The 20,425-nt window shown below is 69.7% G+C and carries 14 protein-coding genes; 9 read left to right on the top strand and 5 right to left on the bottom strand.

Features of this window, described 5'->3' with window-relative positions; all coding sequences use genetic code 11:
* Window positions 1-155 precede the first annotated feature (155 nt).
* Genes AC1DYK_RS18845 through AC1DYK_RS18835 form a run of 3 tightly spaced genes read left to right on the top strand, consistent with a single transcriptional unit; the run spans window position 156 to window position 6,201 of the window.
* A complete protein-coding gene (locus tag AC1DYK_RS18845) occupies window positions 156-1,400 on the top strand; it encodes an efflux RND transporter periplasmic adaptor subunit (protein WP_478167683.1) in 1,245 nt (414 codons plus the stop codon).
* A gap of 23 nt (window positions 1,401-1,423) precedes the next feature.
* Complete coding sequence (locus AC1DYK_RS18840) at window positions 1,424-4,681, top strand: efflux RND transporter permease subunit (protein WP_478167682.1); 3,258 nt, start codon at window positions 1,424-1,426, stop codon at window positions 4,679-4,681.
* A 32-nt stretch (window positions 4,682-4,713) separates the two neighbouring features.
* The gene (locus AC1DYK_RS18835; protein ID WP_478167681.1) at window positions 4,714-6,201 is read left to right on the top strand and encodes an efflux transporter outer membrane subunit; all 1,488 of its coding nucleotides are present in this window, start codon (window positions 4,714-4,716) and stop codon (window positions 6,199-6,201) included.
* 10 nt (window positions 6,202-6,211) lie between these two features.
* Here the strand turns inward: AC1DYK_RS18835 and AC1DYK_RS18830 are convergent, their stop codons facing one another.
* A complete protein-coding gene (locus AC1DYK_RS18830) occupies window positions 6,212-6,439 on the bottom strand; it encodes a hypothetical protein (RefSeq protein WP_478088525.1) in 228 nt (75 codons plus the stop codon).
* Between the two features lie 134 nt (window positions 6,440-6,573).
* Here AC1DYK_RS18830 and AC1DYK_RS18825 point away from each other — a divergent pair, with 134 nt between their 5' ends.
* From AC1DYK_RS18825 to AC1DYK_RS18810, 4 genes are read left to right on the top strand one after another with little or no spacing between them, the layout of a single operon-like run.
* On the top strand, window positions 6,574-8,031 hold the full coding sequence (locus tag AC1DYK_RS18825) for a cobyric acid synthase (protein WP_478167708.1): 1,458 nt from the start codon (window positions 6,574-6,576) through the stop codon (window positions 8,029-8,031).
* Window positions 8,028-9,071: a nicotinate-nucleotide--dimethylbenzimidazole phosphoribosyltransferase gene (cobT, locus tag AC1DYK_RS18820; protein WP_478167680.1), complete on the top strand. Its 1,044-nt coding sequence runs from the start codon at window positions 8,028-8,030 to the stop codon at window positions 9,069-9,071. Before AC1DYK_RS18825 ends, cobT begins: the two co-directional genes overlap by 4 nt.
* Complete coding sequence (locus AC1DYK_RS18815) at window positions 9,068-9,865, top strand: adenosylcobinamide-GDP ribazoletransferase (RefSeq protein WP_478167679.1); 798 nt, start codon at window positions 9,068-9,070, stop codon at window positions 9,863-9,865. Before cobT ends, AC1DYK_RS18815 begins: the two co-directional genes overlap by 4 nt.
* The gene (locus tag AC1DYK_RS18810) at window positions 9,862-10,410 is read left to right on the top strand and encodes a histidine phosphatase family protein (RefSeq protein WP_478167678.1); all 549 of its coding nucleotides are present in this window, start codon (window positions 9,862-9,864) and stop codon (window positions 10,408-10,410) included. Before AC1DYK_RS18815 ends, AC1DYK_RS18810 begins: the two co-directional genes overlap by 4 nt.
* A 124-nt stretch (window positions 10,411-10,534) precedes the next feature.
* Here AC1DYK_RS18810 and nth read toward each other — a convergent pair whose 3' ends face one another.
* A complete protein-coding gene (gene nth, locus AC1DYK_RS18805) occupies window positions 10,535-11,173 on the bottom strand; it encodes an endonuclease III (protein WP_478167677.1) in 639 nt (212 codons plus the stop codon).
* Window positions 11,174-11,259: 86 nt separating this feature from the next.
* On the opposite strand from nth, the gene AC1DYK_RS18800 reads away from it, so the two are divergent.
* The gene (locus AC1DYK_RS18800) at window positions 11,260-12,447 is read left to right on the top strand and encodes an aminotransferase-like domain-containing protein (RefSeq protein ID WP_478167676.1); all 1,188 of its coding nucleotides are present in this window, start codon (window positions 11,260-11,262) and stop codon (window positions 12,445-12,447) included.
* A gap of 196 nt (window positions 12,448-12,643) precedes the next feature.
* The gene (locus AC1DYK_RS18795; RefSeq protein ID WP_478167675.1) at window positions 12,644-14,905 is read left to right on the top strand and encodes a PhoX family protein; all 2,262 of its coding nucleotides are present in this window, start codon (window positions 12,644-12,646) and stop codon (window positions 14,903-14,905) included.
* Window positions 14,906-14,977: 72 nt separating this feature from the next.
* Here AC1DYK_RS18795 and AC1DYK_RS18790 read toward each other — a convergent pair whose 3' ends face one another.
* From AC1DYK_RS18790 to mfd, 3 genes are read right to left on the bottom strand one after another with little or no spacing between them, the layout of a single operon-like run.
* Window positions 14,978-16,219, bottom strand: a complete 1,242-nt coding sequence (locus tag AC1DYK_RS18790; RefSeq protein ID WP_478167674.1) for a cystathionine gamma-synthase family protein — start codon at window positions 16,217-16,219, stop codon at window positions 14,978-14,980.
* 5 nt (window positions 16,220-16,224) lie between these two features.
* Window positions 16,225-16,929, bottom strand: a complete 705-nt coding sequence (gene serB, locus AC1DYK_RS18785; protein WP_478087859.1) for a phosphoserine phosphatase SerB — start codon at window positions 16,927-16,929, stop codon at window positions 16,225-16,227.
* Window positions 16,926-20,411 carry a transcription-repair coupling factor gene (mfd, locus tag AC1DYK_RS18780; protein WP_478167673.1) on the bottom strand — a complete coding sequence of 1,162 codons (3,486 nt, stop codon included), beginning with the start codon at window positions 20,409-20,411 and terminating at the stop codon, window positions 16,926-16,928. The genes serB and mfd overlap by 4 nt, the downstream gene beginning before the upstream one ends.
* Between the last annotated feature and the right edge of the window lie 14 nt (window positions 20,412-20,425).

The following is a 20,425-nucleotide window of genomic DNA, read 5'->3' as shown; positions in this document are numbered from 1 at the left end:
TCCCAACACCGAGGTGACGGCACCTCGACCCGAACGGCGACTGCCCCGCCGCGGGGTGCCGTGCGCCCTGCAACAACTGCTGCTTCCCGCTGTCCTGCGCCACCCGCGCGGGAGGGCGTCGTGTTTTCCCAAGAGTCACCAAAAGGACCACCATCATGTCGAACCCTCAACACTCCTCCCCGGCCCGCCGCGGCCTCTGGCCCGCGGTGACCGGCATCACGGCGCTGGTGGCGATCGCCTCCGCGGCGCTCGGCTTCCACAGCCTCAATGCCGAGGCGAACGATGTCACGACCGTCGCGGCGCCGCGCGCGACACCGGTCTCGGTGGCCACGGCGGTCGCGACCGACATCAACACCTGGGACGAGTTCTCGGGCCGGCTCGAGGCGGTCGAGCGGGTCGACGTGCGTTCGCGCGTGGCCGGTGCGGTGCAGGCCGTGCACTTCCGCGAGGGTTCCCTGGTGAAGCAGGGCGAACTGCTGATCACCATCGATCCGGCACCGTACGCGGCCGAAGTGGAACGCGCCGAAGCCCAGGTCGCCTCGGCGCAGGCCCGGGTCTCGTTCACGCGCAGCGAGCAGGAGCGGGCCCGCCGCCTGTGGGAGGAGAAGGCCATCGCCCAGCGCGAGCTCGACGAGCGCAGCAACGCCGGCCGCGAGGCCGAGGCCAACCTGCGCGCCGCGCAGGCCTCGCTGCAGAGCGCGCGCCTGAACCTGGGCTACACGCAGGTGCGCGCCCCGGTGTCGGGGCGCACCGGCAAGCTCGAGGTGACCGCGGGCAACCTGGTGGCCGCCGGCCCCGGCGCGCCGGTGCTCACGACGCTGGTCTCGGTCAGCCCGATCTATGCGAGCTTCGATGCCGACGAGCAGATCGTGGTGCGGGCCTTGAAGGACCTGCCGGGCGGTGCCAGCGCACGCGGCCGGATCGAAGGCATTCCGGTGCAGATGGGGACCGCCGGCAGCGACGGCACGCCCTACCAGGGCCGCCTGCAGCTGATCGACAACCAGGTCGACGCCAGGAGCGGCACGGTGCGCGTGCGCGCGGCCTTCGACAACGCCGACGGCAGTTTGATCCCGGGCCAGTTCGCCCGTATCCGCATGGGCCAGGCGCGCGACGAAGCGGCCTTGCTGGTGAACGAGCGCGCGGTCGGCACCGACCAGAACAAGAAGTTCGTGCTGGTGGTCGGCGAGGACAACAAGGCCGAGTACCGCGAAGTGGCGCTCGGCGCGCCGGTCAACGGTCTGCGCGTCGTCTCCAGGGGTCTGAAGGCCGGTGAGCGCGTGGTCGTCAACGGCCTGCAGCACATCCGACCGGGCGCGCTGGTGGCGCCGCAGGTCGTGACCATGGACGCGAAGTCCGAAGTTCAACCGCAAGCCCAGCACGTGGCGGACGCGAAGTCCTGATCCCGGCTCGGGGGGAAACACTCATGAACCTTTCCAAGTTCTTCATCGACCGGCCGATCTTTGCCGGCGTGCTGTCGGTGCTGATGCTGATCGCGGGCCTGATCGCGCTGCGCGGCCTGCCGATCTCCGAGTACCCCGAGGTGGTGCCGCCCTCGGTCGTGGTGCGGGCCAACTACCCCGGCGCCAATCCGAAGGTCATCGCCGAGACCGTGGCGACCCCGCTCGAGGAGTCGATCAACGGCGTCGAGGGCATGCTCTACATGGGCAGCCAGGCGACCACCGACGGCCTGATGACGCTGACCGTGACCTTCAAGCTGGGCACCGATCCGGACAAGGCCCAGCAGCTGGTGCAGAACCGCGTCTCGCAGGCCGAGCCGCGGCTGCCCGAGGAGGTGCGCCGGCTCGGCATCACGACCATCAAGAGCTCGCCCGACCTGACGATGGTGGTGCACCTGCTGTCGCCCAACGGCCGCTACGACATGACCTACCTGCGCAACTACGCGGTGCTCAACGTCAAGGACCGGCTGGCGCGCGTGCAGGGCGTGGGCGATGTGCAGCTGTTCGGATCGGGCGACTACTCGATGCGGGTCTGGCTCGATCCGCAAAAGGTGGCGCAACGCGGCCTCTCGGCCAGCGACGTGGTGCGCGCGATCCGCGAGCAGAACGTGCAGGCGGCGGCCGGCGTGGTCGGCGCCTCGCCGGGCCTCTCGGGCGTCGACATGCAGATCTCGATCAACGCCCAGGGCCGGCTGCAGACCGAGGACGAATTCGGCGACATCATCGTGAAGACCGGCGGCGACGGCGCCGTGACCCGCTTGCGCGACGTCGCGCGCCTTGAGCTCGGCGCCTCGAGCTATGCGCTGCGCTCGCTGCTCGACAACAAGGACGCGGTGGCGGTGCCGATCTTCGCGGCGCCGGGCTCGAACGCGATCCAGATCTCGAACGACGTGCGCGCCACCATGGCCGAACTCAAGAAGAACATGCCCGACGGCGTGGACTACAGCATCGTCTATGACCCGACCCAGTTCGTGCGCGCCTCGATCGAATCGGTGATCCACACGCTGCTGGAGGCCATTGCGCTGGTGGTGCTGGTCGTGATCCTGTTCCTGCAGACCTGGCGCGCCTCGATCATTCCGCTGCTGGCGGTGCCGATCTCGGTCATCGGCACCTTCGCGGTGATGCACCTGTTCGGTTTCTCCATCAACGCGCTGAGCCTGTTCGGGCTGGTGCTGGCGATCGGCATCGTGGTCGACGACGCGATCGTGGTGGTCGAGAACGTCGAGCGCAACATCGAGGCCGGCCTGACGCCGCGCGAGGCCACCTACCGCGCGATGCGGGAAGTGTCGGGGCCGATCATCGCCATCGCGCTGGTGCTGGTGGCGGTGTTCGTGCCGCTGGCCTTCATCAGCGGACTCACGGGGCAGTTCTACAAGCAGTTCGCGCTGACCATCGCGATCTCGACCGTGATCTCGGCGATCAACTCGCTGACCCTGTCGCCCGCGCTCGCCGCCTTGCTGCTGCGCGGCCACGATGCGCCCAAGGACGCGCTGACGCGCGGCATGGACCGCGTCTTCGGCCGCTTCTTCCGCGCCTTCAACCGCGTGTTCCATCGCGGTGCGGAGGGCTACAGCCGCGGCGTCAAGGGCGCCATCTCGCGCAAGGCGCTGATGATGGCGATCTACCTGGCGCTGGTGGGCCTGACCTTCGGCCTGTTCAAGGCGGTGCCCGGCGGCTTCGTGCCGGCGCAGGACAAGCAGTACCTGATCGGCTTCGCGCAGCTGCCCGACGGCGCCACGCTGGACCGTACCGAAGACGTGACGCGGCGCATGAACGACATCGTCCTGAAGCAGCCCGGCGTCGAGCATGCGATCACCTTCCCGGGCTTGTCGATCAACGGCTTCACCAACAGCTCGAACTCCGGCATCGTGTTCGTGAGCCTGAAGGACTTCGACCAGCGCAAGACGGCGAACCTGAGCGCCGGCGCGATCGCGGGCCAGCTCAACCAGCAGTTCGCCGGCATCCAGGACGCCTTCATCGCGATCTTCCCGCCGCCGCCGGTGCAGGGCCTCGGAACCACGGGCGGCTTCAAGCTGCAGCTCGAGGACCGCGGCTCGCTCGGCTACGCGGCGATGGACGGCGCGGTCAAGGCCTTCATGGCCAAGGCCTACCAGACGCCCGAGCTCGCGGGCATGTTCACGAGCTGGCAGGTCAACGTGCCGCAGCTCTATGCCGACATCGACCGCACCAAGGCGCGCCAGCTCGGCGTGTCGGTGACCGACGTGTTCGACACCATGCAGATCTACCTCGGCAGCCTCTACGCGAACGACTTCAACCGCTTCGGCCGCACCTACAGCGTGCGCGTCCAGGCCGATGCGCCGTACCGTGCGCGGGCCGAGGACGTCGGCCTGCTCAAGGTGCGTTCGGCCAGCGGCGAGATGGTGCCGCTGTCGGCGCTGATGAACATCCAGCCCAGCTACGGGCCGGAGCGCGCGATGCGCTACAACGGCTTCCTTGCGGCCGACATCAACGGCGGCCCGGCGCCGGGCTTCTCGTCGGGCCAGGCGCAGGCGGCGATCGAGCGCATCGCGGCCGAGACGCTGCCGCCGGGCATCGGCTTCGAATGGACCGAGCTGACCTACCAGGAAATCCTGGCCGGCAATTCGGCGCTGTGGGTGTTTCCGCTCGCCATCCTGCTGGTGTTCCTGGTGCTGGCGGCGCAGTACGAGAGCCTGACCTTGCCGGTCGCGATCATCCTGATCGTGCCGATGGGGATCCTGGCCGCGATGACGGGCGTGTGGCTGTCGGGCGGCGACAACAACGTCTTCACGCAGATCGGGTTGATGGTGCTGGTCGGGCTGTCGGCCAAGAACGCGATCCTGATCGTCGAGTTCGCACGCGAGCTGGAGTTCGCCGGGCGCACGCCGCTGCAGGCGGCGATCGAGGCCAGCCGGCTGCGCCTGCGGCCGATCCTGATGACCTCGATGGCCTTCGTGATGGGCGTGCTGCCGCTGGTGTTGTCGACCGGTGCCGGCGCGGAGATGCGCCGTGCGATGGGCATCGCGGTGTTCTCCGGAATGATCGGCGTGACCGCGTTCGGCCTGTTCCTGACGCCGGTGTTCTATGTGCTGCTGCGGCGCCTGACGGGCAACCGCCCGCTCAAGCTGCATGGCGAGGTGCCGCATGTCGATGCCTTCGTGTCGGCCGACCAGCCCGCGCGCGGCGGCGGCGCAAGCGCCGGACTGCACCCATCGCCCGCGGCGCCGCTGCGCGACAACGAGTAGGCGCCATGGCGTCTTCCCCCAGAAAGCTCATCATGAATCCAAGACTTGAAACCCGAGGCCGGCGTTGGCGTGCCGCGTGGCTGCCCTTGTTCGCCGCACTGGTGCTGGCCGGCTGCGCGACGGCGCCGGCCGAGCTGCCGTCCTTCACGCCGCCTGCGCAATTCAAGGAGCAGGCGGCCGCCGCCCCGGAAGGTGCCTGGACCCGCGTGCAGCCCGCCGAGGCGCAGCCGCGCGGCGAATGGTGGCGCGCCTTCGACGACCCGGTGCTCGACCGGCTGATCGAACGCGCGGATGCCCGCAACACCAGCATCCAGGCCGCGGCGGCCCGGCTGGCCGAGGCCCGGGCGCTGGCCCGCGACAAGGACGCCGACCGCGCACCGCAGATCGGGCTGGCCGCCGGCGGCGTGCGCAGCGCCGGCCTGAACCGCAATCCGACTCCGCGGCCCTCGACGCTGGTCACCGCCGGCTTCGACTTCTCCTACGAGCTGGACCTGTTCGGCAAGCTGTCGCGCGCCAGCGAGGCGGCGCAGCTCGACGCCGATTCGCGCGCCGGCCTGCTGCAGAGCACGCGGCTGCTGGTGCAGGCCGAAGTGGCGCAGACCTACCTGGCGCTGCGCGCGATCGATGCCGAGCGCGCGCTGGTGCGCGACACGGTCGAGGCCTACCGCGACACGCTGCGCCTGACGCAAAGCCGCGAGCGGGCAGGGGACGTGGCCGAGCTCGACGTCGTCCGGGTCGAGACCGAGGTGGCCTCCAACGAGTCCGATGCCATGACGCTCGACCGGCGCCGGGCCGAACTCGAGCATGCGCTGGCCGTGCTGGCCGGCGACCTCGCCTCCGACTTCGGTGTCGGCACGGACGAGTGGTCGACCGCCTTGCCCACCATCCCGCCGGGCGTGCCGGCCACCGTGCTGACGCGGCGGCCCGACATCTCGGCGGCCCAGCAGGCCGTGCTGGCGGCGCAGGCGCGAGTCGGTGTCGCGCAGGCGGCGTGGTTCCCGGACATTGCGATCACCGGCGGCGCCGGCTACGCGTCCGCGGACATCGCCGACCTGCTGAAGTGGTCGGCCCGCTCCTGGGGCATCGGCGCCTTGCTCGCGCTGCCGGTCTTCGACGGCGGCCGGCGCGAGGCCGGCGTGCAAGGCGCATCGGCGCAGCTCGACGGCGCCCTGGCCAACTATCGGGCGCAGGTGCTGGTGGCGTTCAGGGAGGTCGAGGATCAGCTGTCGTCGCTGCGCATCCTCGAGCAGCAGTCGGGCGTGCAGGCCAAGGCGGTGGCTTCGGCGATCCGCGCGACCACGCTGTCGGATTCGCGCTACCGCAACGGCATGATCAGCCAGCTCGACCTGCTCGATGCGCGCCGCAGCGAACTGCAGAACCGGCGGCAGGCCCTGCAAGTGCGTGCGGCGCAGTACCAGGCGACGGTGGGACTGATCCGTGCGCTGGGCGGAAGCTGGGAGATTCAGGCGGCGCAGGCCATGCCGCCGGGCGAGGCGAAGGCGCAGATGGCGGCGCGCTGAATCCTGGCGTTCACATGCGGCTCTCCGGTGCCGAGGCCGGATCCACCAGCTTGCGCAGCGCGTTGGCCCCCATGACGAGCGCGCTCGAATAAGTGGCTTGCGGCGCCGCGGCCGTGAAGATGCGGCTGTAGTGGATCGCCTCGGCGGCGTCGCTGTGGAGGGCTTCCAGGATGACCCAGAAGAACTGATGGGTGCCGCGCTCTTCGACCGTGAGCGCGATATCGCGTAGTGCTGGCATTCGCCGGAGTCCTCGTTCTCGTGGATGCCTCGAAGCTAAGGGCGAAACAAGTGAATGCTTTCGACTTCGTTTGAGAGCGCACGCCCGAACGTGACAGAGTTCACGTAAAGCACAATCTCTCCATGATTCCAAACATGCAAGGCGGCCGGGCCCGCTGCGTCATGGTGCTGGGCACCACCAGCGGCGCGGGCAAGAGCTGGCTGGCGACCGCGCTGTGCCGCTGGTTCGCGCGCCAGGGGCTGCGGGTGGCGCCGTTCAAGGCGCAGAACATGAGCAACAACGCGCGCGTGGTGGCGGGCGGCGAAATCGGCAGTGCCCAGTACTTCCAGGCCCTGGCGGCGCGCGCCGAGCCCGACGTGCGCATGAACCCGCTGCTGCTCAAGCCCGAGCGCGACACGCACAGCCAGGTGGTGCTGATGGGGCAGGTGAGCAGCGCGCTCTCGGCGCTGCCCTGGCGCGGGCGCAGCGAGCGGGTCTGGCCGCAGATCGCGCAGGCGCTCGACGAACTGCGCGCCGAGAACGACGTGGTGGTGATCGAGGGTGCCGGCTCGCCGGCCGAGATCAACCTGATGGCCAGCGACATCGTCAATCTGCGCGTGGCGCGCCATGCCGCGGCGCGCTGCCTGCTGGTGACCGACATCGACCGCGGCGGCGCCTTCGCGCACCTCTATGGCACCTGGGCCCTGATGCCGGAAGAAGATCGCGCGCTGCTCGCCGGCTTCGTCCTCAACATGTTCCGCGGCGACGCGGCGCTGCTCGCGCCGGCGCCGCAGCAGCTCGAGGCACTGACCGGCGTGCCCACGGTCGCGACCTTGCCGATGTGGTGGCAGCACGGGCTGCCCGAGGAGGACGGCGTGTTCGACGACCGCAGCAGGTCCAGCGGGGAGGTCACCCGCACCATCGCCGTGATCGCCTATCCCCGGATCAGCAACCTCGACGAATTCCAGCCGCTGAAGAACATCGCCGGCGTGCGCCTGCGCTGGGCGCGCAGCCCGGCCGACGTGGCGGACGCGGACTGGATCGTGCTGCCCGGCTCGAAGAACACCAGCGGCGACCTGGCCTGGCTCAGGGGCCAGGGCCTGGACCGCGCGGTGGCCGCGCATGCGGCGCGCGGCGGGGCGGTGCTGGGTGTCTGCGGCGGGCTGCAGATGCTGGGCGAGGCGCTGATCGACCCGCACGGCGTCGATGGCAACGGACCGGGCCTGGGCCTGCTGCCGGTGGTCACCACGTTTGCGCAGGACAAGACGGTGCGCCAGCGCGAGGCGGCGTTCGGCACCCTGGCCGGCCCCTGGGCCGCGCTCTCGGGCGTCGCGGTGCGCGGCTACGAGATCCATCACGGCCAGACGGCCGAGCATCCCGCCATGGCCGCGAGCGGCGACCACGCCGTGGCCGTGATGCCCGACGGACTCGCCTGGCAGAACGGCGCCGGCAACGTGCTCGGGCTCTACCTGCACGGCCTGTTCGAGGATCCGGCGGCGCTGAACGCGCTCTTCGGCGTGGCTGCGCGCACGCTCGACGCCGTGTTCGATGGCCTGGCCGACCACATCGATTCCCACTTTGAAGCGGGCGTGCTCCGCTCCCTGATCCAATGACGCTAGAAATTTCCCCCATCGACGACCTCGACGACCCGGCGTTCGCCGCACGCCTGCAGCAGCGGCTCGACGGCAAGACCAAGCCGGTCGGCGCCCTCGGCCGGCTGGAAGCGCTGGCCTTGCGGCTCGGCTGCATTCTCGGCAGCGAGACGCCGTCACTGGCGGCGCCGCAGATGCTGGTCTGCGCCGCCGACCACGGCCTGGCCGCACGCGGCGTCTCGGCCTACCCGAGCGACGTGACCTGGCAGATGGTGCAGAACTTCCTCGCCGGCGGTGCGGCCGTCAGCGTACTGGCGCGGCAGCACGGACTGGCGCTGTCCGTGGTGGATTGCGGCGTGCGCCATGACTTCGCACCGACCGAGGGGCTCCTGATCCGCAAGATCGCGGCCGGCACCGCGGACGCCTCGATCGGCCCGGCCATGAGTGCGGCGCAGTGCGAGCAGGCCATCGCCAACGGCATGGGGGTGGTGCGCGCGCTGCCGGGCAATGCGCTGCTGCTCGGCGAGATGGGCATCGGCAATTCGTCCGCGGCATCGATGCTGCTGGCGCGGCTCGCGAGCCAGGACATCGACACCTGCACCGGGTCCGGCACCGGCCTCGATGCCCCCGGCCTGGCCCGCAAGCGCGAGGTGCTGCGCGGCGTGCTCGACCTGCATGCCGACGCCATCGCGCCGCTGGACGCACTGGCGGCCTTCGGCGGCTTCGAGATCGCGACGCTGGTCGGCGCGGTGCTGCAGGCCGCGCACGAGCGCCGCGTGATCGTGGTCGACGGCTTCATCGCCAGCGCCGCCGTGCTGGTCGCGGCGGCGCTGCGGCCGCAGGTCGTGCAGCGCTGCGTGGCGGCGCACGAATCGGCCGAGCCCGGCCATCGCCTGCTGCTCGATCACCTGCGGCTCGAACCGCTGCTGCGGCTCGACCTGCGGCTGGGCGAAGGCTCGGGTGCGGCGCTGGCCTGGCCACTGCTCGAGTCGGCGTGCCGCATCCTGCGCGAGATGGCCAGCTTCGAGTCGGCGGGGGTTTCGGGCCGGGAGCATTCATGAACGGTGTGCGCCACTTTTTGCTGGCGCTGCAGTTCTTCACGCGGGTCCCGGTCACGGGCGGGCTGGCCGGCTGGGTCGGTTTCAGTCCGGCGATGCTGCGCGCCAGCGCGGCGCATTTTCCCGGCGTCGGCTGGCTGGTCGGCGCGGTCGGGGCGGGTGTCTTCCTGGTGGCTCAGGCCGGCCTTCCGGGCCTGGCCGGCGCCTGCGTGGCGGCGCTGCTGTCGACCATCGCGACCGTACTGCTGACCGGTGCTTTCCATGAGGATGGGCTGGCCGACGTGGCGGACGGGCTGGGCGGCTCGGCCGACCGGTCGCGCGCACTCGAGATCATGAAGGACTCGCGCATCGGGGCCTTCGGAGCGATCGCGCTGGTGCTGGCGCTGGGCCTCAAGGTGGCGCTGCTGGCGGCGCTGGCGGGGCAGGGCGCGCTCAGTGCGGCGGTGGCGCTGGCGAGCGCCCACGTGCTGTCGCGGCTCGCGCCCTTGTTCCTGATCCGCGGGCTGCCCTATGTCGGCGACGCGAGTGGCGCGAGCAAGGCCAAGCCGCTGGCCGATGCGATCAGCGGCGGTGCCTTGCTGGTCGGCGCCGCCTGGTCGGTCCCGGCCATCCTGCTGCTGTTCCTCGCCCATGGCTTGGCGCATGGCTTGGCCGCCGTCGGCCTGTGCGCCGTGGCTGCGCTGTACATGGCGCGCCTGTTCCGGCGCCGGCTGCACGGCTTCACCGGCGATGGCCTGGGCGCGACGCAGCAGGTTTGCGAGCTCGCCATCTATCTCGCACTGGTCTGGCAGCCATGAAGCTGCTGTTGATCCGGCACGCGAAGACGACCGCTGCCGACGGTCTCTGCTACGGCCGCACCGATGTGCCCGTGCTTGCCGAGCTGACGCACGCGGCGGCGCGGCAGGTGGCCGCCGGGTTGCCGGCCGGTGCCGCGATGGCCTGCTCGCCGCTGAGTCGCTGCCGCGACCTGGCGCAGGCCATCTGCGCGCTGCGGCCCGACCTGCGCGCGGTGCCCGATCCGCGGCTCGCCGAGATGGACCTCGGCGCCTGGGAAGAACGCGACTGGGCCGCGATCGAGCGCGCCGAGCTCGAGGCCTGGAGCCGCGACTTCGCCGACACGCGCGCGGGCGGCAGCGGCGAGAGCACCCGCCAGTTCATGCAGCGGGTGGCCGGCGCCTTCGACGCCTGGCGCGACGGCGCAGGCGACGCGGTCTGGGTCACCCATGCTGGCGTGATCCGCGCGGTGCGGCTGCTGCACGGCGGCATGCGATGCGTCGAACGCGCCGATCAGTGGCCGGGCGAGCCGATCGCCTTCGGCGCGCTGGTCACGTTCGAGATCTGATCGGCGCTCTCAGGCCGGCGCCGGGCCGCCAGCGCGGCGAAGTCCGCGCTTCGCGCAGACGGGCGGCCTGCTGACTCCCCCTCGGGGGGAAGCGACCCACACGAAGTGGGGGAGCGTGGGGCTCTCAAGGCGCGGGTGTCTTGGGCTTGTAGTCGCACCAGGGCGCCACCGCGCACTGCCAGCACAGCGGCTTGCGCGCCATGCAGACATAGCGGCCGTGCAGGATCAGCCAGTGGTGGGCGTGCAGGCGGTAGGCCTCGGGAACCCGCTTCTCGAGCTTGAGTTCGACTTCGAGCGGGGTCTTTCCGGGTGCCAGTCCGGTGCGGTTGCCGATCCGGAAGATGTGCGTGTCGACCGCCATGGTGGGCTCGCCGAAGGCGACGTTGAGCACCACGTTGGCGGTCTTGCGGCCGACGCCCGGCAGGGCCTCGAGTTCGGCGCGCGTCCTCGGCACCTCGCCGCCGTGCAACTCGACCAGCATGCGGCAGGCCTCGACCAGGTGCTTGGCCTTGCTGCGGTAGAGGCCGATGGTCTTGATGTAGCCCTCCAGGCCCTCGACGCCCAGGTCCAGGATCGCCTGCGGCGTGTTGGCGACCGGGAACAGCCGTCGCGTCGCCTTGTTGACGCCGATGTCGGTGGCCTGGGCGGACAGCAGCACGGCGGCCAGCAGTTCGAAGGGCGTGCGGTACTCGAGTTCGGTCTCGGGCGTCGGGTTGGCGGCCTGGAGCGTGGCGAAGAACGGCTCGATATCTGATTTCTTCATCGTGGCCGGGAGTTTAGTGAGGCGCCCGCCCGTGGTGCGGCACGCTGCGACAATCTCCATCTGCAACTCCTCCGAAGAAGGCTCTCATGCAATTCGCTTCCCGCCTCGACAACGTCGAAACCTCCGCCATCCGCGAACTCTTCAAGCTGCTCGGAACGCCCGGCATCATCAGCTTCGCGGGGGGATTTCCCGACAGCGCGATGTTCGATGTCGAGGGGCTGAAGGAAGCCAGCGCGAGGGCGTTGTCGGAAGAACCGGGTGGCGCCCTGCAGTACGGCGCCACCGAGGGCTACGAGCCGCTGCGCACGCAGCTCAGTGCCTTCATGAAGACCAAGGGCGTCGAGGTCGATCCCAGCGGCCTGATCGTCACCACCGGCAGCCAGCAGGCGCTGGACCTGCTCGGCAAGACGCTGATCTCGCCCGGCGACAAGGTGATCGTCGAAGGCCCGACCTTTCTTGCGACGATCCAGTGTTTTCGCCTCTACGGCGCGCAGCTGATCAGTGCGCCGATCGACGCCCACGGCGTGCGTACCGACGAACTCGAAAAGCTCATCGCCGAGCACAAGCCGAAGTTCGTCTACCTGATCCCGACCTTCGGCAACCCGAGCGGCGCGATGCTGAGCCTGGAGCGGCGCAAAAAGGTGCTCGAGATGGCGGTCAGGCACCAGACGCTGATCGTGGAGGACGACCCCTACGGCGACCTCTACTTCGACCAGGCGCCGCCGCCGTCGATCCTGTCGCTCACCAGCGAGGTGCCCGGCAGCCGTGAGCTCGTCGCGCACTGCGGCAGCCTCAGCAAGGTGCTGAGCCCGGGCCTGCGCATCGGCTGGATGATCGGCCCGGCCGAGCTGCTGGCCAAGGCGACCATGTGCAAGCAGTTCAGCGATGCCCACACCAGCACCTTCGCGCAGGCGACGGCCGCGCAATACCTCAAGAGCGGCCGCATGCCGGCCACGCTGGCCCATGTGCGCCAAGTCTATGCGGAACGCGCGCTGGCCATGGGCGAGGCGCTGCAGCAGGAACTCGGCGATGCCGTCACCTTCACGCAGCCTGGCGGCGGCCTGTTCTTCTGGGCGCGTCTCACGGGCGCGAACGGCAAGATCGCGGATGCCAACGTGCTCGCCAAGCGGGCGATCGAAAAGCTCGTGGCCTTCGTGCCCGGCGCGCCCTTCTTCGCCGAGAAGCCGGATGTCGCCACCTTGCGCCTGAGCTTCGCGACGGCCAACGTCGAGAAGATCCGCGAAGGCATCGCGCGGCTCGGCGCGGCGCTCTAGGCTTTTCGCGCGCGGCTCGGCGCGCCGCCCGTGCCCTTGCGCGTCCGGATCGCGAGGCACGGTGCCGGTCGGATCCGCGCGGCGTCTAAGGCGCTGTCACGCCACTGACACATCACTTTCGTCGCCGCGTCATCCGTCGCCCCTACCTTCATGGGTTGATCTCCCGATCTTCACACCCATAAAAAGGACCACCCGCATGACCGCGAAACTTCCGACGGAAGCTCCATCGATCGACCAGGACGACATCGGCTACAACAAGACATCGAATCCTTCCTTCAGCGATCTGGTCGAAGCGCGCCTGAGCCGCCGCAACCTGTTCGGACTCGGCGTCGGCAGCGCCAGTGTCGCGCTGTTGCAGGCCTGTGGCGGCGGCGGCAGCAGCAACGGCTTCCTTCCTGTTGCCGCCCCGGCACCGGCCCCTGCGCCAGCCCCGGCACCGGCACCCGTGCCGGCGCCTGCCCCAGCGCCGGCCGCCGCCAAGCTCGGCTTCACCGCCGTGCCGAAGAGCCTGGCCGACGTGGTCTCGGTGCCCCCGGGCTATACCGCCAGCGTCCTGTACCGCCTCGGCGACCCGATCGCGGCCGGCGTGCCGGCCTACCTGAACGACGGCACCGATGCGCCCGCCAGCTACGACCGGCGTGCCGGCGACCATCACGACGGCATGACCTTCTTCGGCATCAACGCTTCGAACAAGTGGGACCCGGCCGCCGCGGCGCGTGGCCTGCTCGCGATGAACCACGAAGCCATCACGGCGCTGTTCCTGCATCCCACCGGCCAGACCATCGTCGGCACCGGCAACGCCGCGGTGCGCAGCGTGGCCGCCGAGGTGCAGCGCGAGTTCTTCCTGCACGGCGTGAGCGTGATCGAGGTCGCCAGGAACGGCACCGCCTGGAGCTACAAGCAGGACTCGGCCTTCAACCGCCGCGTCCACACGCTGACCGAGATGCAGTTCTCCGGACCGGCGGCGAAGACTGACTACCTGAAGACCAAGTACTCGAGCGACGGCAGCAAGACCCGCGGCACGGTCAACAATTGCGCCAACGGCACCACGCCCTGGGGCACCTATCTCACCTGCGAGGAAAACTGGGCCGGCTACTTCCGCCGCATCGCGGCGACCGACAACCTGAACCGCAGCCCGAAGGAGATCGCGGCCTTCGGACGCTACGGCGTCGCCGGCGCCGGCCGCGAGCTCTGGGCCACCGTCACGCCCGACACGAGCGACAACCTCTATGGCCGCTGGAACACGGAGGTCGTCGGCGGCGCCGCCAGCGCCGTGGACGACTATCGCAACGGCGCCAACACCTACGGCTGGGTGGTGGAGATCGACCCCTTCACGCCCGCCAGCACGCCGAAGAAGCGCACCGCGCTGGGCCGCTTTGGCCACGAGGGCGCCTGCCTCGGCCCGGTCGTGGTCGGCAAACCGTTGGTCTGGTACATGGGCGACGACGCGCAGAACGAGTACATCTACAAGTTCGTCTCGACCAAGGCGTGGGACGCGGCCGACGTCAACGGCGGCATCGCGGCCGGCGACAAGTACATGGACGACGGCAAGCTCTACGTCGCCCGGTTCAACGCCGACGGCACGGGCACCTGGCTCGAGCTCGCACTCGGCGTCAATGGCATCACGGCCGGCAACGCCGCCTATGCCTTCACCGATGCGGTGGAGGTGCTGGTCAATACCCGGCTCGCGGCCGACGCGGCCGGCGCGACCAAGATGGACCGGCCGGAGTGGGCGGCCGTCAACCCGAAGAACGGCGAGGTGTACGTGACCCTCACCAACAACGCGGCGCGGCTCGTGGGCGGCACCGACGCCGCCAATCCGCGTTCCTACAACGACCCCAAGGGGGCGACCGCGCAGAAGGGCAATCCGAACGGCCATGTCGTCCGCTTCGCGGACGCGAACGGCAACCCGGCCGCCACGACCTTCAAGTGGGACGTCTATCTGTTCGGCGCCCGCTCCACCGCGTCGGCCGACGTCAACCTGTCGAGCCTGGTCGCCGACAACGATTTCTCCAGCCCCGACGGCATGTGGTTCAGTTCGGCGACCGCCGGCCTGCTCTGGCTCGAGACCGACGACGGCAAGTACACGGACGTGACCAACTGCATGATGCTGGCGGCCCTGCCGGGACAAGTCGGCGATGGTGGCGCGAAGACCATCACCAACGTGGACGGTGCGACCAGCGCCACGCAGGCGACCCTGGTCGGCAAGGCACCGGGCACGGACGGGCTGCGTCGCTTCCTCGTCGGTCCGAAGGATTGCGAGATCACGGGTATCGCCGAATCCGGCGACGGCCGTGCGCTGTTCGTCAACATCCAGCACCCGGGCGAGACCACGCCGGCGGCCAACATCGGCAACCCGACCCTGTTCGGCAGCCACTGGCCCGAGGGTGGCACGGCACGCCCGCGCTCGGCCACGGTGGTGATCACGAAGGACGACGGCGGCTTGATCGGGCTCTGACGCGAAGCGCCCTCGGGGGTCGCCGGAAGTCCGCATGGGCTCCTGACGACAACCCGAGGCGGCTCCGGCCGGTCAGGCGATGGCTTGTTCGAAATCCGCGATCAGTTCGTCGGCCGACTCGAGCCCGACCGAGACCCGGACCAGCCCGTCGGCGATGCCCATCTCGGCGCGCACCACGGGGCCGGCTTCCCAGTAGATCGTCGGCGCCACCGGGATCACCAGCGTCCGGTTGTCTCCCAGGCCGGTGGCCTTGATCGCGAGCTGCAGCCGGTCGAGCATCGGCGGCATGCGTGCGCTGTCGCGCAGCTCGAAGGCCAGCAGCCAGGAGCCGGCCTTGAAGTGTCGGATCGCGAGCGCATGCTGCGGATGGCTTTCGAGCATCGGGTAGTGGACCCGGTCGACCGCCGGATGGGCTTCGAGGAAGCGCGCCAGCGCGAGCGCGGTGGCGCTGGTCTGCGCCACCCGCAGCGACAGGGTCTCGGCGCCCAGGCTGATGCGGTGGGCCTGCTCGGGTGCCAGCGTGCCGCCCATGTCGCGCAGGCCCTTCTTGCGGATCTGCTGCAGGCCCCATTGCCGCGGGTCCATCGCGCGGTAGCTGGCCGCGATGTTGGGATAGGCCCGCCAGTCGAACTCGCCCGTGTCGGTGACCGCGCCGCCCAGTGCCGCGCCGTGCCCCGCGATGGTCTTGGTCAGCGAGTTCACGACCAGCCCGGCACCCACGGTCTTCGGGCGGAACAGGGCCGGCGAGGTGATCGTGTTGTCCACCACGTAAAGCAGCCCGCGTTCGCGGCACAGCGCGCCGATGGCCTCGAGGTCGGGAATCTGGGTGCCGGGGTTCGCGACGGTCTCGACGAACACCATGCGGGTCTCGGGCCGCAGCGCCGCGCGAACCTGGTCCGCTGACCCGGCATCGACCTTGCTGACCGCCACGCCCAGATCGCCCAGCGTGCCGAACAGGCTGTTGGTATTGCCGAAGACGTAGCGGCTGGCCACCAGGTGATCGCCCGCGCGCAGCAGCGTCAGGAACAGGGCGCTCAGCGCGGCCATGCCGCTGGCGAAGCAGATGCTGCCGATGCCCTGTTCGAGCCGGCTGATCTTGGCTTCGAGCGCGGCGGTCGTCGGCGTGCCCTGGCGGGCATAGCTGAAGCTGTTCTTGAGGGTGCCCTGGAAGACGCCGATCAGGTCCTCGACGCGGTCGAATCCGTACTGCACGGAGGTGTGGATCGGCTTGTGGATCGCACCATGCTCGACACCGCCCCGGCGATCGCCATGCAGCGTCTCCGAGCTGGGCGGAGGGAGCTCGTCGTCCGGCATGGCGGTCACCGCAGTACTTCGAGCAGGCGGTCGAGGCCGCCTTCGTTGATCGCGACCATCGCCTGTTCGCGCACCTTCGGCTTCGCGTGATAAGCCACCGAGAGGCCGGCCTCGCCCATCATCGGCAGGTCGTTGGCGCCGTCGCCCACCGCGATCGTCTCGGCCGCCGAGATGCCCAGCAGCGAAGCGACTTCCAGCAGCGTGCGGCGCTTCTCGGCACCGTCGCAGATGTCGCCCCAGGACTGCTGCACGACACTGCCGGTCAGTTGGCCGTCGGCTTCGTCGAGCAGGTTCGAGCGCGCGAAGTCCAGCCCCAAGCGATCCTTCACGCGGTTGGCGAAGAAGGTGAAGCCGCCCGAGACCAGCAGCACCTTGAGGCCGGCCGCCTTGCAGGCCGCGACCAACTGCTCCGCGCCCGGATTCAGCCGCAGCCGCTGATCGTAGACCTGCTGCAGCGAAGCCACCGGAACGCCTTTCAGCAGGGCCACGCGGCGCCGCAGGCTTTCCTTGAAGTCCTTGATCTCACCGCGCATCGTGGCCTCGGTGATGGCCGCGACCTCGGCCTTCTTGCCGACCGCGTCGGCGATCTCGTCGATGCACTCGATGTTGATCAGCGTCGAGTCCATGTCGAACGCGATCAGCTTGAAGTCGGCGAGCGCGAGCGGCGGCGTGAAGCGCTGGACGACCAGGCCGGGAGAGAGTTCTTTCATGCCGGTGCCGGCTCCTGTACTTTGGGTTGGCCCAGGCTGCGCAGCACGTCGCGCACCATCTGAGCGCGCTCCCTGGGTTCCTTCAGCTCGCGCTCGATGCGCAGCTTCTCGTTGCCCGCGAGCTTGATGTGCCTGTTCTTCTGGATCAGCTGGATGATGTTCATCGAATCGACCGGCGGGTCCTTCTTGAACGTGATGTGGATCACGCCCGGTGCGGCGTCGACCTTGATCACGCCGTAGGGCCGCGCCAGCACGCGCAGCCGGTGCACGTCGATCAGTGTCTGTCCTTGCGGCGGCAGCTTGCCGAAACGGTCGACGATTTCTTCCAGCAGGGTGTCGATCTGGTCGGGCGTCCTGGCGGTCGCGAGCTTCTTGTAGAACGACAAGCGCAGGTGCACGTCGCCGCAGTAGTCGTCGGGCAGGAGCGCCGGCGCATGCAGGTTGATCTCGGTCGTGACGGAGAGCGGCGCCAGCAGGTCGGGCTCCTGGCCGGCCTTGAGCGAACGCACGGCCTCGGCCAGCATCTCGTTGTAGAGCTGGAAGCCGATCTCCAGCATGTTGCCGCTCTGGTTCTCGCCCAGTACTTCGCCGGCGCCGCGGATCTCGAGGTCGTGCATCGCGAGGTAGAAGCCCGAGCCGAGCTCCTCCATCTGCTGGATCGCGTCGAGCCGCTGCGCCGCCTGCTTGGTCAGGCCGTCGATGTCCGGCACCATCAGGTAGGCGTAGGCCTGGTGATGGCTGCGGCCGACGCGGCCGCGCAGCTGGTGCAGCTGCGCCAGGCCGAACTTGTCGGCGCGGCTCATCACGATGGTGTTGGCGGTCGGCACGTCGATGCCGGTCTCGATGATGGTCGAGCACAGGAGCAGGTTGTAGCGCTGGGCCACGAAGTCGCGCATCACGCGCTCGAGTTCGCGCTCCGGCATCTGCCCGTGCGCCACCGCGATGCGCGCCTCGGGCAGAATCTGCTCGAGCTTCTGGCGCCGGTTCTCGATCGTCTCGACCTCGTTGTGCAGGAAGTAGACCTGGCCGCCGCGCTTCAATTCGCGCAGCACGGCCTCGCGGATCACGCCGGTGCCTTCGTTGCGAACGAAGGTCTTGATCGCGAGCCGCCGCTGCGGCGCGGTGGCGATCACGCTGAGGTCGCGCAGCCCTTCGAGCGCCATGCCCAGCGTGCGCGGGATCGGCGTGGCCGTGAGGGTGAGCACATCGACCTCGGCGCGCATGGCCTTCATCGCCTCCTTGTGGCGCACGCCGAAACGGTGCTCCTCGTCGATGATCAAGAGACCCAGATTCTTGAACTTGACCGACTGCGACAGCAGCTTGTGGGTGCCCACCACGATGTCCACGCTGCCGTCGCCCAGCCCCTTGGCGGCGGCGGTGATCTCCTTGGCCGAGCGGAAGCGGCTCATCTCGGCCACCTTCAGCGGCCACTTGGCGAAACGGTCGACCAGCGTCTGGTAGTGCTGCTCGGCCAGCAGCGTGGTGGGCGCCAGGAAGGCCACCTGCTTGCCGCCGGTGACGGCGACGAAGGCGGCGCGCAAGGCGACCTCGGTCTTGCCGAAGCCGACGTCGCCGCAGACCAGCCGGTCCATCGGCTGCGGCGAGATCATGTCCTGGATCACGGCGTGGATCGCGGCCTTCTGGTCGGCGGTCTCGTCGAAGCCGAAGTCGTTCGCGAACACCTCGTAGTCGGCGGCCGAGAAACGGAAGGCATGGCCCTCGCGCGCCGCCCGCCGCGCGTAGATGTTGAGCAGCTCGGCGGCCGAATCGCGCACCTGCTCGGCCGCGCGGCGCTTGGCCTTTTCCCACTGGCCCGAGCCGAGCTTGTGCAGCGGCGCTTCGGAGGCAGAGACGCCGGTGTAGCGGCTGACCAGGTGCAGCTGCGACACCGGCACGTAGAGCGTGGCGCGGTCGGCGTACTCCAGGTGCAGCATCTCCTGCAGCAGCGGCTTGCCCTCGGCGTCCAGGCCCTGGCCCAGGTCCATGTTGACCAGGCCGCGATAGCGGCCGATGCCGTGCGCGGAGTGCACCACCGGGTCGCCGATCGCGAGTTCGCTCAGGTCCTTGATCAGCGCCTCGACGTCGCTGACCTGTTCCTGCTTCTTGTTGCGGCGCCGGGTCGCCGGCGCGGTGGCGAACAACTCGGTCTCGGTGACGAAGTCGATGCCCTGTTCGCGCCAGGCGAAGCCCGCCACCAGTGCGGCGGTCGCGATGCCGATCTTTTCGTCGGGCGAGGCCTCGAACTCGGCCAGGGAGTCGAAGGCCGGCGGGCCGACGCCGCTGGCGCGCAGGAAATCGAGCAGGCTCTCGCGCCGGCCATCGCTCTCGGCGATCACGAGCACGCGGTGCGGCGTGCTGCGGATATGTTCCTTGAGCTTGACCAGCGGGTCGTCGGCGCCGCGCACCACCGCGAAGGGCGGCAGGGTGTCGAACTCGGCGTAGGGCGGCCGGTCGGCGGCCGCCTCGCCGCGGATGGCCAGCTGCGCATGCGGCTTGGCGCGCTGGTAGAACTGTTCGGCATTCAGGAACAGCGCCTCGGGCGGCAGCGCGGGCCGTTCGGGGTCGCCCTGCACCAGCCGGTAGCGCTCGCCCGTGTCCTGCCAGAAATGCTGGAAGGCCGGCTCCAGGTCGCCGTGCAGCACCACCGTGGCATCGGTGCCGAGGTAGTCGAAGACGGTCGCCGTCTCCTCGAAGAACAGCGGCAGGTAGTACTCGATGCCGGCCGTGGCGACGCCGTTCCCCATGTCCTTGTAGATCCGGCTGCGGGTCGGGTCGCCCTCGAGCAACTCGCGCCAGCGGCTGCGAAAACGCGTCCGCGCGTCGTCGTCCATCGGGAACTCGCGGCCCGGCAGCAGCCGCACCTCGGGCACCGGGTAGAGGCTGCGCTGGGTGTCCGGGTCGAAGGTGCGGATCGAATCGATCTCGTCGTCGAACAGGTCGACCCGGAACGGCACCGGCGAGCCCATCGGGAACAGGTCGATCAGGCCGCCGCGCACCGCGTACTCGCCCGGGCTCACCACCTGCGTCACATGGGTGTAGCCGGCCAGCGTGAGCTGGGCCTTGAGCTTCGAGTCCTGCAGCTTCTGGCCGCTCTTGAAATGGAAGGTGTAGCCGGCCAGGAACGCCGGCGGCGCCAGCCGGTAGAGCGCGGTGGTGGCGGGCACCAGCACCACGTCGGCCTCTTTCTGGCTGATGCGCCAGAGGGTCGCGAGCCGCTCGCTGATCAGGTCCTGGTGCGGCGAGAAGCTGTCGTAGGGCAGGGTCTCCCAGTCCGGAAACAGCGCACAGCGAAGGCCCGGCGCGAAGAAGGCGATCTCGTCGATCAGCCGCTGGGCGTCGTTGGCGTCGGCGGTGAACACCGCGGTCGCGCGGCCGGCCGCTTTCTCGCGTTCGGCCAGCTGCGCCAGCATCAGCGCGTCGGCCGACAGCGGAGGGCGCGGCAGCGTGAAGCGCTTGCCCGCCGTGAGTTGGGGGAGGTCCATGGAGTGCCCGGGAA

The organism is Variovorax sp. P2_H12, from assembly GCF_056403395.1.
This window is presented reverse-complemented; position numbering and strand designations above follow the sequence as displayed.

Bases quoted from the DNA above. Each gene is read 5' to 3' on its own strand.
- AC1DYK_RS18825 (WP_478167708.1), top strand. From the start codon at position 6,574: ATGCAAGGCGGCCGGGCCCGCTGCGTCATGGTGCTGGGCACCACCAGC.
- AC1DYK_RS18815 (WP_478167679.1), top strand. From the start codon at position 9,068: ATGAACGGTGTGCGCCACTTTTTGCTGGCGCTGCAGTTCTTCACGCGG.
- serB (WP_478087859.1), bottom strand. From the start codon at position 16,929: ATGAAAGAACTCTCTCCCGGCCTGGTCGTCCAGCGCTTCACGCCGCCG.
- AC1DYK_RS18835 (WP_478167681.1), top strand. From the start codon at position 4,714: ATGAATCCAAGACTTGAAACCCGAGGCCGGCGTTGGCGTGCCGCGTGG.
- AC1DYK_RS18800 (WP_478167676.1), top strand. From the start codon at position 11,260: ATGCAATTCGCTTCCCGCCTCGACAACGTCGAAACCTCCGCCATCCGC.
- cobT (WP_478167680.1), top strand. From the start codon at position 8,028: ATGACGCTAGAAATTTCCCCCATCGACGACCTCGACGACCCGGCGTTC.
- AC1DYK_RS18790 (WP_478167674.1), bottom strand. From the start codon at position 16,219: ATGCCGGACGACGAGCTCCCTCCGCCCAGCTCGGAGACGCTGCATGGC.
- AC1DYK_RS18845 (WP_478167683.1), top strand. From the start codon at position 156: ATGTCGAACCCTCAACACTCCTCCCCGGCCCGCCGCGGCCTCTGGCCC.
- AC1DYK_RS18830 (WP_478088525.1), bottom strand. From the start codon at position 6,439: ATGCCAGCACTACGCGATATCGCGCTCACGGTCGAAGAGCGCGGCACC.
- AC1DYK_RS18840 (WP_478167682.1), top strand. From the start codon at position 1,424: ATGAACCTTTCCAAGTTCTTCATCGACCGGCCGATCTTTGCCGGCGTG.
- AC1DYK_RS18795 (WP_478167675.1), top strand. From the start codon at position 12,644: ATGACCGCGAAACTTCCGACGGAAGCTCCATCGATCGACCAGGACGAC.
- nth (WP_478167677.1), bottom strand. From the start codon at position 11,173: ATGAAGAAATCAGATATCGAGCCGTTCTTCGCCACGCTCCAGGCCGCC.
- mfd (WP_478167673.1), bottom strand. From the start codon at position 20,411: ATGGACCTCCCCCAACTCACGGCGGGCAAGCGCTTCACGCTGCCGCGC.
- AC1DYK_RS18810 (WP_478167678.1), top strand. From the start codon at position 9,862: ATGAAGCTGCTGTTGATCCGGCACGCGAAGACGACCGCTGCCGACGGT.